Genomic DNA, 14,616 nt, shown 5'->3' on the forward strand with positions numbered 1-14,616 from the left:
TGACAACCGACTCGATTGTGACGATACGGACTTCGAAAACCCGGCGTACCGCTTTACTTGCCGAAGCCGGCCTTGCGCAGCGCGTCTGCCATCGATCCTGCGACGGGCGCACGGTTGTCCGGACGCGACTCGCGTCCACCCTGTCGCCCACCGCCACCTCGCTGCTGCCCCTGGCCCTGGCCCTGACGTGGAGGCTGGCCCTGTCGCTGGGGTTGCCCACCTCGCGGGCCTTCGGACTTGCGGGGAGCGCCCACCTCGTCGTCGAGACGAAGCGTCAACCCGATGCGTTGGCGCGCCTCGTCCACTTCGAGAACCTTCACCTTGACGACGTCACCCGATTTGACGACCTCTCGCGGGTCCTTGACGAAGTTGTGCGACATCGCCGAGACGTGAACCAGACCGTCCTGGTGAACTCCGATGTCAACGAAGGCGCCGAAGGCGGCGACGTTCGTGACCACACCTTCGAGCGTCATACCGGGCTTGAGGTGCGCGACCTTTTCGATGCCTGCGGCAAAAGTCGCGGTCTTGAACTCGGGTCGCGGATCTCGTCCAGGCTTCTCCAACTCGGAGATGATGTCGGTGACGGTCGGCAGACCGAATCGCTCGTCGACGTAGTCGGACGCCTTGACCGATCGAAGTGCCTGCGAGTTTCCGATCACGGAGCGAACGTCCCCGCCGGCACTCGCGACGATCTTGCGAACCACCGGATACGCCTCCGGGTGGACGCTCGACGCGTCGAGGGGGTCGTCACCGTCGGCGATCCGAAGGAAGCCGGCGCACTGCTCAAATGCCTTGGGCCCCAATCGTGAGACGTCCTTGAGTCCCTTGCGGGATTTGAACGGACCGTTCTGGTCCCGATGCGCGACGATGCTCTCCGCGAGGGAGCCTGCGATCCCGGACACCCGAGCGAGCAGCGGCACGGACGCAGTGTTGACGTCGACGCCGACCGAGTTGACGGCATCTTCGACGACGGCGTCGAGGGAACGTGAGAGCAGCGATTCGGTGATGTCGTGCTGGTACTGACCGACGCCGATGGACTTGGGGTCGATCTTCACCAACTCCGCCAACGGATCTTGCAGGCGACGCGCAATGGACACCGCACCGCGAATCGAGACGTCGAGGTCGGGAAGTTCCTGCGACGCATAAGCCGAAGCCGAGTACACCGATGCGCCTGCCTCGGACACGACGATCTTGGTCAGGTTGGGCGCGCCGGTCTTTTTGATCAGTTCGGTAGCGAGCGTGTCGGTCTCGCGTGAGGCCGTGCCGTTGCCGATGGCGATCAATTCGACGCCGTGCTTGGCGACCAACCCGGCAAGCGTCGCAAGAGCGGCGTCCCACTTGTTCTGCGGCTGGTGTGGGTAAATCGTCTCGTAGGCAACAACTTTGCCGGTTCCGTCGACGACGGCAACTTTGGTTCCGGTGCGGAATCCGGGGTCGAGTCCCATGGTGGGTCGGGCGCCGGCGGGAGCCGCGAGGAGTAGATCCTTGAGGTTGGTGGCGAAGACGTCGACGGCATCCTTTTCGGCCGACTGTCGCAGACGCATCCGAGTGTCGATACCTAGCGTGACCGCGAACTTCGTCTTCCACGCCCACCTCACGGTGTCGAGGAGCCACCCGTCCGCGGCACGGCCACGGTCGGCGATCTCGAACCGCGACGCGATGCGGCCTTCGTAGACCGTGCGCTCCCCCGGCGCGAGTTCTTCGGTGTCGGCGGCCATGTTCACCGACAGCACTTCTTCCTTCTCTCCGCGCAGGACGGCGAGGATGCGATGAGAAGGCAATTTGGAGAACGGCTCCGAGAACTCGAAGTAGTCAGCAAACTTCGAGCCATCGGATTCCTTGCCCTTCCGGACCGAGGAGACGACCTGGCCGCGACTCCACATCAGCTCGCGCAGTTCGCCGACCAGATCGGCGTCCTCGGCGAAGCGCTCCACGAGGATCGACCGGGCTCCGTCGAGTTGCTCGTCCGAATACTGCGCGGGATCGGTGGTGGGGTCGCCGATGAGGGCATCCGCGACGGGCTCGTGGCCGGCCTCACGAGCGATCTGCGCCTTGGTACGACGCTTCGGCTTGAAGGGAAGGTAAATGTCCTCCAGCCGCGCTTTTGTCTCGGCCAGCATGATCTGACCACGCAATTGATCGTCCAATTTGCCCTGAGAGTCGATCTCCGTGAGCACGGCGTCACGACGGTCGTCGAGCTCGCGGAGATACCGCAACCGCTCGTCCAGGAGTCGCAACTGAGCGTCGTCGAGCGTGCCGGTGACTTCCTTGCGGTACCGGGCGATGAAGGGCACCGTGGCTCCGCCGTCGAGAAGGTCGACTGCTGCTGCAACCTGGCCTTCGCGGACGTCGAGTTCCTCGGCAATGCGCTTATTCACGGTCTTGAGAATCACGAGATCCGACCCTACCGCTATCCTGAGACAAGAAGATCGGCAACAGTGCCGTGTCAGGGCTACCGGGGGAAACAGATGAGTACGCGGTACGTCCGGATTGCCGCAATGGCGGCCGCAGTTACTTTTGCGGCGTCGTGCAGCGGCGGACAGAACCCGGATGATTCGATACAGACCCCCGCCTTCCCCGACACCAATGTTCCGGTCGCGGAGACTCTCGACGGTCGACTGGCGCAAGCCCAGGTGGCGGCGCTCGGACGCGGTGCGGACGTCTCCATCGCCATCCTCGACCGCTCCTCGGACAAGTACCTCGATGTGTCGAGCGACCAGCAGATCGAAACCGCCTCGGTGGCAAAGCTGTTCATCGCGGAGGATCTACTTCATCAGGACGCGCGAGGCGAGCGGCCGATCACGGACGACGACCGCACCCTCATGGCGGCGATGCTCGAATCCTCCGACGACACCGCAGCCAACCTCCTGTGGGACGAGGTCGGCGGTCAAGAGGTGATCACCCGCGTCGCCGAGCGTTACGCACTGACCGCGACGACGCCGCCGTGGGACGGAATGTGGTGGAACACCGAAACCACGACCCGTGACCTGGTCACCTTCTATAACGGCATCCTCGACGACTCCGACCAACTCGGACCTGAACGGGTCGACCAGTTCGTCGAGTACCTGCGGCAATCCACTCCCGAAGGAACCGACGGCTACGACCAGAGGTTCGGCCTGCCCGAGGCCCTTTTCGGCGAGCCGGTCATCGGAGTCAAACAAGGCTGGATGTGTTGTGTCGAGGACAAGTGGATACACCTGTCCACCGGCATCGTCGGTGACGACAACCGATACATCATCGCGATCGGTTCACGAGAAGACGTCCAGTACACGGACGAGGACAGTTTCTATCCCGACACTTCGTTCACCGATGCTGTCGACGACGAAAGCGCACTGCACGCACGCGACACGGTCACCGGCGTCACACAAATCCTCTTCCCGAGCGGAAGCATCGACGACTGGGCGGCAGCATCCACGAACACGGATTCGGTGATGCCCGAAGCCTCCGGACCCTGATTCGGCCCACGCGGCCCGATTCCAACTCAGTCTTGCTTGTACTCGAGCACCGAACTGATGACCCGTTCCTGCTGTTCGGAGGTGAGCATCGGCCACAACGGCAGTCGAAGGATCGACGCCGAGAACTCGGCACTACGCACGCACGGCTCCGGTGTTCGTCCGTAGCGCACACCAGCCGCACTAGTATCCAGTGGAATGTAGTGGAACGGCGCCACGATTCCGTCGGCGGCAAGATGCCGAATCAAGCCGTCACGGCTCTCTTCGGTCGGCATCTTGAGATAGAACAGGTGCGCGGTGTGCTCGCGATCATCGGGCACCGCCATGGGCACGACACCGTTCGCGGCCGCCCACTCGCCCAGACTCACGCTGTAGGCATCCCAGACGCGATGCCTGGCCGCCTGAATCGCGTCGAACTCGGAGAGTTGTGCGTCGAGGACGGCGGCATTGAGTTCACTGGGCAGATAGCTCGACCCGATGTCCTGCCACGAATATTTGTCGACCTGGCCGCGCAGGAAGCGCGCACGGTCGGTCCCCTTCTCACGGATGATTTCGGCGCGGGTCATCAGCTGACCGTCGGAGAGCAACAGCGCGCCACCCTCGCCGCAGTGAACGTTCTTGGTGTCGTGAAAACTCTGCGTTCCGATTGTTCCGATGGTGCCGAGCGCCCGCCCGCGCCACTTTCCGCCGAGTCCGTGTGCGTTGTCTTCGATCAACGCGACGCCGCGGAGTTCCACGAGGTCGAGTAGAGGTTCCATGTCGGCGGCGACTCCGCCGTAATGCATGACCAGTACAGCTTTGGTCCGTTCCGTCATCGCCGCCGCGACGCAGGCCGGATCGATGTTGCCGGTACTCGGATCGATGTCGACGAAAACAACAGTGGCACCGCGCAACGCGACGGCGGTCGCCGCCGAACTGAACGCGAAGCTCGGAACTATGACCTCGTCGCCCGGGCCCAATTCGAGCAGCAGGGCACCCAATTCGAGTGCGTGCGTGCACGAGGTGGTCAGCAGAGCGTGCGTGGACCCGGTGATCGTTTTGATTGCTGCAGTCGCGGACTTGGTGAAACGCCCGTCACCGTGAATGTGATCGGACTCCAGAACCGTTGCCAGATTCGACAATTCGTTCGATGCCCGATAGGGGCGCGAGAAGATGATTCGATCAGTGCTCACGAGTACGCCGATCGATCGAGGTTCCCGGCCGCGGTGAATCGACAGTCAGATACAGCGGCTTTCCGACGAGGACGTGCAGTGCGACACCGAGGTATTCGGCGATCAGCCCGAGTGAGAACAGGATCGCACCTGAACAGACCAGCAGCGCCATGATGATCGACGCCCATCCTTCGGGGTCGTTGTTGTCGCCGGTCATGGCCTGGATGAAGATCACCGCGGCCATGATCACACCGGCCGACGCCAGGGTGACTCCGAGCAGACTGACCAGCCGCAGACCGCGGGTTCCGCTACACAACACCATCTTCCAGAACAACGAGAACAAACGGCGATAGTTGTATCCGGATTCATCGCGGCCTTCAGCTCGAAGTGTCACCGGCGCTGTGGCCGTGTTACCGACAACCCACGTCAGCGCGACGTCCAGATACACGCCGTTGGCGGCGACGCCGGCCAACTGTCGACCGATGTCACCGCGGATCAGGCGGTAACTTTCGAATCTCGTCGAATCAGGGAACGCGAATACCGTCGCCAAGACGATCTTTGCGCCGCGCGAGGTCAGGTTCCGCAAGAATCCGTGCGGGCGTGTGTTCGTGGGTTTGGAATACACGAGATCGGATCGCTCCGTCAGCGCGGTGTCGAGGAAAGCCCCGATGTGCACCGGGTCGTGCTGGCCGTCCTCGTCCATCGTCACGATCCACTGGCCAGTTGCAGCGGCCATGCCGGCGATGGTCGCCGCGTCCTGGCCGTAGTTGCGGCTGAGCCACACGACACGCACCTGCTCGAAACGGCGCTCCAGTTCGAGCAACACCACGTCGGAGCGGTCCGGGCCGTTGTCGTGGACCAGCACGATCTCGTCGACGGAGAACTGCGCACCACCGGGCGTCGTACTCGGTGTGCCCAGGGCGTCCAACTCCTCGACGAGCGCCGTGATCGTCTTTTCGCCCTGATAAACGGGCACTACGACGGAAATCGAGTGCACTCGCTTCCACTCCCTTCAGGGGGCTCGACTGGCGCCGAGAGACAGGCACGATCAGGCCCACACCGTCGCGAACTTTAACACGCAGAGATGTCTTGACTTCGGATGCCGGCGGCACGTGACGCGCTCGCGTCTCCGTACGCCCCACCTGCCCTGTTAAGGTCTGGAACTCGTGGTGGAAACTCGCACTCTCGCCCGGGCAGACGTGTACAAGTGGGGCGCCGTCACGGCGATCGGTGTCATCGCCGGTTATCTGGCCGTGGTGCTCGCGAATGCTCGTCACTTCTACACCGACGACACCGAGTCCCAGTACGCGCCGCTGTGGGTCATGCTCGGCCGCAGTCTGCGAGAAGGACACCTCCCGGTGCTCGTCCCCGAGAACTGGATGGCGGGCAACTACGCGATCGAGGAAGCAGGCCTTCTCAATCCACCGCAACTCCTGATCGACCTGATCGCACCGTCCTTCGACAACTTGGCGTTGTACGCGACGATCGTGAAGTTGATCTTCGCGATCATCCTTGCACTCGGCGTCTATCGGATCTGCATCGAGTACGGCTCGAAGCCCACGTGGGCTGCCGTCGCCGGCGTCTCGATTCCGTTCACCGGTTTCCTGCTGTTCTTCGACTCGGCCAGTTGGATGACTGCCTTCACCGGCACTGCCTGGATGGTTCAGGCGTGGGCGTCGGCAATCCGCTACGCCCGAGGCAAGAGCGGTCCGATCCCGACCTTCGTGTTCTTGTATCTCGCGATGTCGGTCCAATATGTTTTCCCCGCAGTCGAATCCGGCTTGATGATCGGCGCGGTCGCAATCGGCGAAGTTGTCTATCAGCGGCGTTGGCTGCCGTCACTGCGGCTTCTCGCGGTGTCCGCGTGTGCGGCCCTGGCCGGTCTCGCGACGTATCTGCCTAGCCTGCTCACCGCGGACGTCACCTGGCGCGGTGCCTCCGAGGTCAAGAACGACGCTTTCCTCGCTGTTCCGTGGTCGGAATCGCTGAACGCGAGCCTGCCGAGCACCATGCCTGCGTTCACCTCGTGGTGGGGATACATCCAGACCATGCCCATGGTCTACGTCGCCTGGTTCCTCATTCCGGCACTGGCGTTCATCGACTGGGGCAAGGCACGCGCCGCGGCACGCGAATTGACCGCCGTCGGGGTCTTCACCGTCGCCGTCCTCATGTGGACTGCCGGGCCGAGCACGATCGGCCCACTGCGGTGGCCCGCACGCGTGCTTCCGATGGTGGCCATCGGCCTTCTGCTTCTGGTGTGCATCCTGCTCGGGCGTTACGCCACGACCGACAAGTTGCGCGGGCGCTGCGTTGCCGCGGGAATCCTCGTGGGCCTGCTTCTGATTCGGTCCGCCTCGGCAGCCCCAGGGCTCGCGAAATGGCATGTGATCTCAGCCGTCGCCGTCGTTGCCCTCGGCGCCGCGATGGTGTGGCTCGGCCGTACCAAGGGCACTGCGTTCGCATGCCTCGTAGCGATCGTCGCGGTCTCCCCCATCGCTTACGCCCAGGTTCGAGCAGCACAACCAACCCCGATGAGCTGGAACCTGCCCGAATCCCGCTCGGAGATGAAGGAAGCCTTCCCCGACTTCGAGGGCACGACACTACAACTGGGCGACCGCGCGCTCATCGGCCCCGGCGACCGAACTCTCGACGGAGCGTACGGTTCCCTGGCCTTCGGCAACTACCCCAAAGACCTCGAACTGACCTACACCAGCGGCTACACCCCTAACGGGCACTTCTACTTCGGTGACCTGCTCTGCATGCGATGGGACATGAGCGTCTGCCCCGACGCCTTCCGACGCGCATTCGCCGTCGAACCCACCACTGGCCGCACCATCGTCGATCTGATGAACGTGGACCGCGTCGTACTGCAAAACGCCCTCTACCCCGATGCACGCAAGAACCCGGCTCCCGACGGATGGAAATGGGTCGACTACCCCGGACACGAGAACTTCATCTCGGTACTCGAACGCGTCGACGGCCCCGTCTCGACACGCAACGGCCGCATCGCCGACGCCCAAGGCGTCGAGGCTACGTCGATCGCGGAATCGAACTTGTCCAGCACCCTGCGAGTCAGTTCTGAGAATGGCGGAAAGGTCGTGTTCGCGCGCCTCGGCTGGCCCGGATATCGGGCCAGCCTAGGTGGTCAGCCCGTGCCGATCGACGTCGTCGCGAAGTCCTTTGTCACCGTGGACGTTCCAGCCGGTACGAAAGACGCGGAACTTGTCCTGACGTGGCGCCCCCCGGGATGGAAGGTCGGCGGCGCCTCGATGGTCGCCGGAATCCTCGGACTCGGTGTGCTCGAGTGGATGTATCTGCGCACGCGACGCAAGGACCGGATCAGCGACGTGCACACCGAGTCTTCATGACGGAAGGCGTCGCATCGACCGAGAACCCCGGCCCACTGCTGCGGGTGGTCAAGCATCAACCCATCGCGTTTGCCATTGTCGGAGTGGCCAATACGGCGATCGGCTACGTGCTCTTCGTGATGTGGTCATTGATCCTCGACAACAAGAATCTGTATCAGGTGGCCGTGATCGGCGCGTACTCCATCAGCGTCCTCATCGCTTTTGTTCTGCATCGGACTCTGGTTTTCCGCGTTCGCGGACATGTTGCCCGCGACCTGGGCGCGTTCATCGTCGTCAATTCCGGTGGCCTCGTGCTGAATCTGATTCTCGGAACACTCGCAGTGTCGATTCTGCACGCCCCGCCGCTCCCCGCTCAGGCCGTTGTCATGCTGATCGTTGCCGGTGTGAGTTTCTTCGGTCATCGATACTTCTCGTTCCGCCGCAAACCTACTGAACGGCACTGACCGTCTACGACTCGCGGGGTAACGCTCGATCCACTGCCGATTCAACGATCGTTCGAATGTCTTCCTCTCCGAACAGGTTCGGCAATGTGAGCCGATCCAGTACGAGCCAGTTCAAGGACATGTAGAGCAGGCGAACGGTCATCGCATCACCGGGCACGCCCGACGCCAGATGATTGGCTACGTTCAGATCGAAGTCTTCTCGGATACTGACGGTCAGTACCGCACGCAGGTCCGGTCGACGCGTCGCCTCCAGCCGTAACTCCATGAGTGCAAGGAAACCCGTCCTGAACGAGGTGACCCGCTCGACCACTTCGAGCATGAGCGTCACCAGGCGCTCACGATCGGTGCCGTTGACAGGGTCGATCAATCCCTCGAGGTCGTCCGGCATCAGTCGCTCGTAGATCCGGCCACCCGCTTGGGTGAGCAGGTCGTCGCGATTCGAGAAGTAGTTCGACGCAGTCCCGTTCGGCACGGCTGCCTGAGTGTCGACGGCTCGAAAGGTCAAGCCCCGAGCGCCGTCTCGAGCCAACACCTCGATTGCCGCGTCGATCAGGGCAAGCCGACGTTCCGGGTTCTTTCGCACTTGACATCACTCCAGACACGACCCTAGGTTAAACCACTACAAACAGAGTACTACGAACGGAGCAATTCATGCGAAAGCTTGTGTACTACGTGGGAGCATCGCTCGACGGCTACATCGCGGGACCAGGCGGCGAATTCGACTTCTATCCGGTATCCGAACAGATCACGGCCTGGATATGCGACCGGTATCCCGACACCGTGCCAACGCACGTGCGGTCTTCCCTCGGAGCGGAGGGCCTACCCAACAAGGTCTTCGACACCGTCATCATGGGTCGCGGTTCGTACGAACCCGGGCTGACCGCCGGGGTGACGAGCCCCTTTGCGCATCTGCGCCAGTTCATCGTCTCCACCACCCTCCCCGACACCGAGGATCCCGCGATCACCCTCATCCGCACTGATCCGCTGGCGCTGGTCAAAGCCCTCAAAGAAGCTGAGGGACAGAACATCTGGCTCTGCGGAGGCGGAACTCTCGCGGGCGAACTACTACCGGAGATCGACGAATTGGTCATCAAGAGGTATCCGGTTGTCGCAGGCGCGGGCATACCGATGATCAGAGGCAACTTCGAGCCGACACTGTTCACACCGACTGCAACCGAATCGCTGAGTGACGGCGCGAGCATCACCTGGTTGAAGAGAAATACCTAAGGGAGCAGATCCGGTCGACGCTCGGCCGTGCGCTGCAGCGACTGCGCATGGCGCCAAGCCTTGATCTTTGCGTGATCACCCGACAGCAGAACAGGCGGAACCTCGAGGTCGCGCCACACGGCCGGACGCGTGTAGCTGGGTCCTTCGAGTAGTCCGTCGGAAAACGAATCTTCTTGGTGTGAAAGCTGATTGCCGAGAACGCCGGGCATCAGTCGCACGACAGCTTCGACCATCACCAGCACGGCAGCCTCACCGCCGATCAGTACGTAGTCGCCGATGCTGACTTCTTCGACGCGAACCCGCTTGGCTGCGTCGTCGAAAACTCGTTGATCGATTCCTTCGTATCGGCCGCAGGCGAACACAAGGTGCTTTGCGGTGGACCAACGGTGCGCGGTCGCCTGGGTGAACGGAACGCCGGCAGGAGTGGGCACCACCAGAATCGTCTCGACGTCATCCGGGCCGTCAGTATCTGCTCGCCCGATCACGTCGTCCAGGGCCGGGCCCCAGACGGTCGGTTTCATGACCATGCCGGGTCCGCCGCCGTACGGGGAATCGTCGACGGCTTTGTGCACGTCATGGGTCCACGACCGCAGATCGTGGACGTCGACCGAGATCAAGCCACGTTCGATTGCCTTGCCCAGCAAGGCAGCACGAAGCGGTTCGAGATACTCGGGAAAGATGGTGACTACATCGAGACGCATGACAAGCGGTCAGTCGCTGTCGGCGTTCGACTTGTCGCCGAAGTCCGGATCGAGCAGTCCCTCGGGAGGCTCGATCACCACGACGCCGTCGGCGATCGACACCGAGGTGACGATGGCAGCGACAAACGGGATCAGCAATTCACCGGACGTCTCACCGGCGCGGCGAATCGAAAGCAATTCGCCTGCGGCGGAATGCAATACCTCGATGACCGAACCGACCTCGGTGCCGTCCGTGAGGACGACCTTCAGTCCTTCGAGTTCGTGATCGTAGAACTCGTCCGGATCATCCGAAGGCTCGAGTTCGGAACTGTCGATGACAAACAGTGTGCCGCGCAACGCATCTGCATCGCCACGGTCACTGACGCCTTCGAGGCGCAGCAGAAGCCGCCCGGAATGATCCCGGGCGGCTTCCACTGTGTACGACTTCAGTGTGGACTCGCGCGGCTTGCGCCCACGCAGCACGGAACCTACGGCAAAACGATCTTCGGGCTCGTCTGTACGAACCTCGACAACCAATTCACCTTTGATGCCATGCGACTTCGCGACACGACCGACTACGAGTTCCACCTGTTTACTGCCGTCTACTGATCGGTGTCGACGACATCAACACGGATACCGCGGCCACCGATGCCGGAGACCAAGGTCCGCAGAGCGGTCGCCGTGCGACCACCCCGACCGATGACCTTGCCGAGATCGTCGGGGTGCACGTGCACCTCGACGGTCCGTCCCCGACGTCCGGTGATCAGCTCGACACGAACATCGTCGGGATTGGCGACGATGCCACGCACGAGATGCTCTACCGCATCAGCGACGACTGCACTCACTTGTCAGCAGCCTCGGCGTCTGCAGCGGGAGCCTCGGCGTCAGCCGCGGTGTCTTCTGCCTTGGCCTCGTCAGCCTTTGCAGCCTTCTTCTTCTTGGGGGTGATTGCTTCTGCAACCGGCTCGTTCTCGGCCTGCGCGAGTGCAGCCTGGAAGAGCTCGAGCTTGGTGGGCTTGGCTTCCTTGACGCGCAGGGTGCCTTCGGTGCCCGGCAGGCCCTTGAACTTCTGCCAGTCACCGGTGATCTTGAGGAGTGCCTCGACGGGCTCGGTGGGCTGTGCGCCCACGGACAGCCAGTACTGAGCGCGCTCGGAATCGATGTCGATCAGCGAGGGCTCTTCCTTGGGGTGGTACTTGCCGATGGTCTCGATCGCACGGCCGTCACGACGGGTGCGCGAGTCGGCGATGACAACGCGGTACTGAGCGTTGCGGATCTTGCCGAGGCGGGTGAGCTTGATTTTGACAGCCACAGCTGCAGTTCTCCTTCAGCGCGCACAACAGTGCTGCGCATGTCACGTGCAATTCAGCGACCCACACGATTTGTGAGCCCGGTTTTGCCTCTATCCTGTGACCGTCGCAGCGGTACGTAACCGGTTGCGACGAACAATGGTCCATTGTGCCAGATGGGTGGGCTCGTTCGGAAACCACCCTGTGCGCGCTTCGAGAGTGCAGGGACTCCCTAACCACTCACGGGGGTGCCGCGGAGGATCACACGCGTCGGCTTCGCGAGCACATCGGGGTTTCCGCGCGGATCTTCGGAGTAAACCACCAGGTCGGCGGGCCCTCCTTCTTCGATGCACTGAGCGCCCAACCAACTCCGTGCGTCCCAGCAGGCTGCACCCAGCGCCTGGTGCGCCGTCAGACCGGCAACCTGGAGTTCAGCGACCTCGTCGGCGATCCGTCCGTGCCTGATCGAACCGCCCGCATCCGTTCCGGCATAGATCGGAATCCCGGCGTCGTGAGCGGCACCGATGGTTTGGTGTCGACGAGCGTGCAGATCCCGCATGTGCGCTGCGTAGGTCGGATACCGCGTGGCAGAGTCCGCGATCTCGGGGAAAGTGGCGATGTTGATCAGCGTAGGAACCAAGGCCGTGCCGTGAGCGACCATCGATTCGATGGTCGCATCCGTCAGTCCGGTCCCGTGCTCGATGCAGTCGATACCGGCGTTGATCAGGCCGGGCAGAGCGTCTTCGGCAAAAACGTGAGCGGTGACCTGTGCGCCTTCGGCATGGGCGGCGGCGATGGCCTCGACCAGAATCTCGTCGCTCCACAACGGGGCGAGGTCGCCGATGGAACGATCGATCCAGTCCCCGACGAGCTTGACCCAACCGTCACCAGCACGTGCTTGACGCACGACTTCGGCCGGCAACTGAGATTCGTCGTCCAGATCGACCGGCAGGCCCGGGATGTACCGCTTGGGTGCCGCGATGTGCTGACCTGCGCGAATGATCCGCGGCAGATCGAGGCGCTCGTCGATGAACCTGGTGTCGACCGGCGATCCGGCGTCGCGGAGCAACAGCACGCCCGCGTCACGTTCGGTCTTCGCCTGCCCCAGCAAGCCGTCGACGGTTTCGCCCCCGCCACCGCCGTAGCGGATACCGACGTGACAGTGCGCATCCACGAGACCCGGTGTGATCCAACCCGATTCGACGATCGTCTCCGCGCCGGACACCGGCTCGAAGGAAATCAGCCCGTCTACGATCCACAATTCGATCGGCCGGGCATCGGGCAGACCGATACCCCGGAGATGAAGCGCAGTCACCGACTACTTCTTGGGCAGCTTGAGCTGAGAGAGATCGATGCCTTCCAGTCCGGGCGGCAACTGGTCGAGACCCTTGGGCATGTTCGACAGGTCTGGCATTCCAGCCGGCATGCCGCCGGGCATACCCGGGAAGCCGCCCATGCCGGGGAATCCTCCGCGCATCTTGGGCTGGGTCGGACCCTTGCCGCCCTTTTTGCCCTTCTTGCCCTTCTTGCTGCGCACCTGCTTGCGGGCGCCGGGCATGCCCATACGTCCGGCCATGGCAGCCATCATCTTGCGAGCCTCGAAGAAACGGTCCACCAGCTGGTTGACGTCGGAAACCTTGACGCCCGAACCGTTCGCGATGCGCAGTCGGCGGGAGGCGTTGATGATCTTCGGATCGTCACGCTCGGCCGGCGTCATACCGCGGATGATTGCCTGGATTCGATCGAGTTGCTTCTCGTCGACGTTGGCAAGCGCGTCCTTCATACCGCCTGCACCTGGCAGCATGCCGAGCAGGTTGCCGATCGGGCCCATCTTGCGGACGGCCATCATCTGATCGAGGAAGTCTTCGAGGGTGAGCTGACCGGAACCGATCTTCGCTGCGGTCGCTTCGGCCTGATCGGCGTCGAAAACCTGCTCGGCCTGCTCGATGAGGCTCAGGACGTCGCCCATACCGAGGATCCGGCTGGCCATGCGATCGGGGTGGAAGACGTCGAAGTCTTCGAGCTTCTCGCCTGTGGAGGCGAAGAGGATCGGCTGGCCGGTGACCTCGCGGACGCTCAGCGCGGCGCCACCGCGGGCGTCGCCGTCGAGCTTGGTGAGGACGACGCCGGTGATGCCGACTCCCTCACGGAAAGCGTCGGCGGTGCTGACCGCGTCCTGACCGATCATGGCGTCGAGAACGAAGATGGTCTCGTCCGGGTTGACGGCGTCACGGATACCGGCGGCCTGCGCCATCAACTCCGAGTCGATACCGAGGCGACCGGCGGTGTCGACGATCACGACGTCGTAATGCTTGTTGCGTGCTTCCTCGACGCCGGCGCGGGCGACCTCGACGGGGTCGGCAGCGGACACACCGAGGGCGTTCTCGCCGCCGCCGATGGAGGTGCCGGGATGCGGAGCGAAGACTGCGGCGCCCGCGCGCTCACCGACGATCTGAAGCTGAGTGACGGCGCCGGGACGCTGAAGGTCACAGGCGACGAGCAGGGGCGTGTGCCCCTGGTCCTTGAGCCACTTGGCCAACTTTCCGGCCAGCGTGGTCTTACCGGAACCCTGCAGACCGGCCAACATGATGACCGTCGGCGGAGTCTTGGCGAACTGGAGTCGACGGGTTTCGCCGCCGAGAACCTCGACCAGCTCTTCGTTGACGATCTTGACGACCTGCTGAGCCGGGTTCAGTGCACCCGAGACCTCGGCGCCCTTGGCTCGTTCCTTGACCTTGGCGATGAAGCTGCGCACTACGGGAAGTGCGACGTCGGCCTCGAGCAGGGCAAGGCGGATCTCGCGGGCCGTAGCGTCGATGTCGGCGCCGGACAGACGACCCTTGCCACGCAGATCCTTGAGAGATCCGGTCAATCTGTCGGAAAGGGATTCGAACACCGAGTGCGCTCCTGAAGGTCGTGCGAGTTAGCCGTGGATATTCTCGGGCACCAGCCTAGCCGCTACGCCCGCACCGATCCCAGCCGATGCGGGCGTAACCGCCGAACCAG

The 14,616-nt window shown here is 63.1% G+C and carries 14 protein-coding genes; 4 read left to right on the top strand and 10 right to left on the bottom strand.

All coding sequences use genetic code 11. From position 1 onward, the window contains the following. Positions 1-53: 53 nt before the first annotated feature. Positions 54-2,393, bottom strand: coding sequence for a Tex family protein (locus tag R4P65_RS20120; RefSeq protein ID WP_317827870.1), 2,340 nt, complete (start codon positions 2,391-2,393; stop codon positions 54-56). A 75-nt stretch (positions 2,394-2,468) separates the two neighbouring features. Here R4P65_RS20120 and R4P65_RS20125 point away from each other — a divergent pair, with 75 nt between their 5' ends. Then, the gene (locus R4P65_RS20125; protein WP_317827871.1) at positions 2,469-3,455 is read left to right on the top strand and encodes a serine hydrolase; all 987 of its coding nucleotides are present in this window, start codon (positions 2,469-2,471) and stop codon (positions 3,453-3,455) included. 26 nt (positions 3,456-3,481) lie between these two features. Here R4P65_RS20125 and rffA read toward each other — a convergent pair whose 3' ends face one another. Together rffA and R4P65_RS20135 are read right to left on the bottom strand one after the other, a co-directional pair. Next, the gene (gene rffA / locus R4P65_RS20130; RefSeq protein ID WP_317827872.1) at positions 3,482-4,624 is read right to left on the bottom strand and encodes a dTDP-4-amino-4,6-dideoxygalactose transaminase; all 1,143 of its coding nucleotides are present in this window, start codon (positions 4,622-4,624) and stop codon (positions 3,482-3,484) included. After that, a complete protein-coding gene (locus R4P65_RS20135; RefSeq protein ID WP_317827873.1) occupies positions 4,614-5,600 on the bottom strand; it encodes a glycosyltransferase in 987 nt (328 codons plus the stop codon). Before R4P65_RS20135 ends, rffA begins: the two co-directional genes overlap by 11 nt. A 172-nt stretch (positions 5,601-5,772) precedes the next feature. On the opposite strand from R4P65_RS20135, the gene R4P65_RS20140 reads away from it, so the two are divergent. Further along, on the top strand, positions 5,773-7,971 hold the full coding sequence (locus R4P65_RS20140) for a hypothetical protein (RefSeq protein WP_317827874.1): 2,199 nt from the start codon (positions 5,773-5,775) through the stop codon (positions 7,969-7,971). After that, positions 7,968-8,414 (top strand): GtrA family protein, encoded by a 447-nt coding sequence (locus tag R4P65_RS20145; protein ID WP_230812915.1) that lies wholly within the window; start codon positions 7,968-7,970, stop codon positions 8,412-8,414. The genes R4P65_RS20140 and R4P65_RS20145 overlap by 4 nt, the downstream gene beginning before the upstream one ends. 4 nt (positions 8,415-8,418) lie before the next feature. On the opposite strand, the gene R4P65_RS20150 is transcribed toward R4P65_RS20145, so the two are convergent. Then, the gene (locus R4P65_RS20150; RefSeq protein WP_317827875.1) at positions 8,419-8,997 is read right to left on the bottom strand and encodes a TetR/AcrR family transcriptional regulator; all 579 of its coding nucleotides are present in this window, start codon (positions 8,995-8,997) and stop codon (positions 8,419-8,421) included. A 68-nt stretch (positions 8,998-9,065) separates the two neighbouring features. On the opposite strand from R4P65_RS20150, the gene R4P65_RS20155 reads away from it, so the two are divergent. Next, a complete protein-coding gene (locus tag R4P65_RS20155; RefSeq protein ID WP_317827876.1) occupies positions 9,066-9,641 on the top strand; it encodes a dihydrofolate reductase family protein in 576 nt (191 codons plus the stop codon). On the opposite strand, the gene trmD is transcribed toward R4P65_RS20155, so the two are convergent. The 6 genes from trmD to ffh all read right to left on the bottom strand — a co-directional run bounded on the left by trmD (position 9,638) and on the right by ffh (position 14,506). After that, the gene (gene trmD / locus R4P65_RS20160; protein ID WP_317827877.1) at positions 9,638-10,342 is read right to left on the bottom strand and encodes a tRNA (guanosine(37)-N1)-methyltransferase TrmD; all 705 of its coding nucleotides are present in this window, start codon (positions 10,340-10,342) and stop codon (positions 9,638-9,640) included. The two genes, R4P65_RS20155 and trmD, sit on opposite strands and share 4 nt — an antisense overlap. A gap of 9 nt (positions 10,343-10,351) precedes the next feature. Continuing rightward, positions 10,352-10,909, bottom strand: coding sequence for a ribosome maturation factor RimM (rimM, locus tag R4P65_RS20165; protein ID WP_230812907.1), 558 nt, complete (start codon positions 10,907-10,909; stop codon positions 10,352-10,354). 14 nt (positions 10,910-10,923) lie between these two features. Then, positions 10,924-11,166, bottom strand: coding sequence for an RNA-binding protein (locus R4P65_RS20170; protein WP_003939023.1), 243 nt, complete (start codon positions 11,164-11,166; stop codon positions 10,924-10,926). After that, positions 11,163-11,633, bottom strand: coding sequence for a 30S ribosomal protein S16 (gene rpsP / locus R4P65_RS20175; protein WP_003942818.1), 471 nt, complete (start codon positions 11,631-11,633; stop codon positions 11,163-11,165). The genes R4P65_RS20170 and rpsP overlap by 4 nt, the downstream gene beginning before the upstream one ends. 209 nt (positions 11,634-11,842) lie before the next feature. Next, on the bottom strand, positions 11,843-12,925 hold the full coding sequence (locus R4P65_RS20180) for an amidohydrolase family protein (RefSeq protein WP_317827878.1): 1,083 nt from the start codon (positions 12,923-12,925) through the stop codon (positions 11,843-11,845). A 3-nt stretch (positions 12,926-12,928) separates the two neighbouring features. Next, positions 12,929-14,506 carry a signal recognition particle protein gene (gene ffh, locus R4P65_RS20185; protein ID WP_230812905.1) on the bottom strand — a complete coding sequence of 526 codons (1,578 nt, stop codon included), beginning with the start codon at positions 14,504-14,506 and terminating at the stop codon, positions 12,929-12,931. Positions 14,507-14,616: the final 110 nt, after the last annotated feature.

The sequence above is a fragment of the Rhodococcus sp. IEGM 1318 genome, from assembly GCF_033142465.1.
Taxonomy (GTDB): Bacteria; Actinomycetota; Actinomycetes; order Mycobacteriales; family Mycobacteriaceae; genus Rhodococcus_F; species Rhodococcus_F qingshengii_B.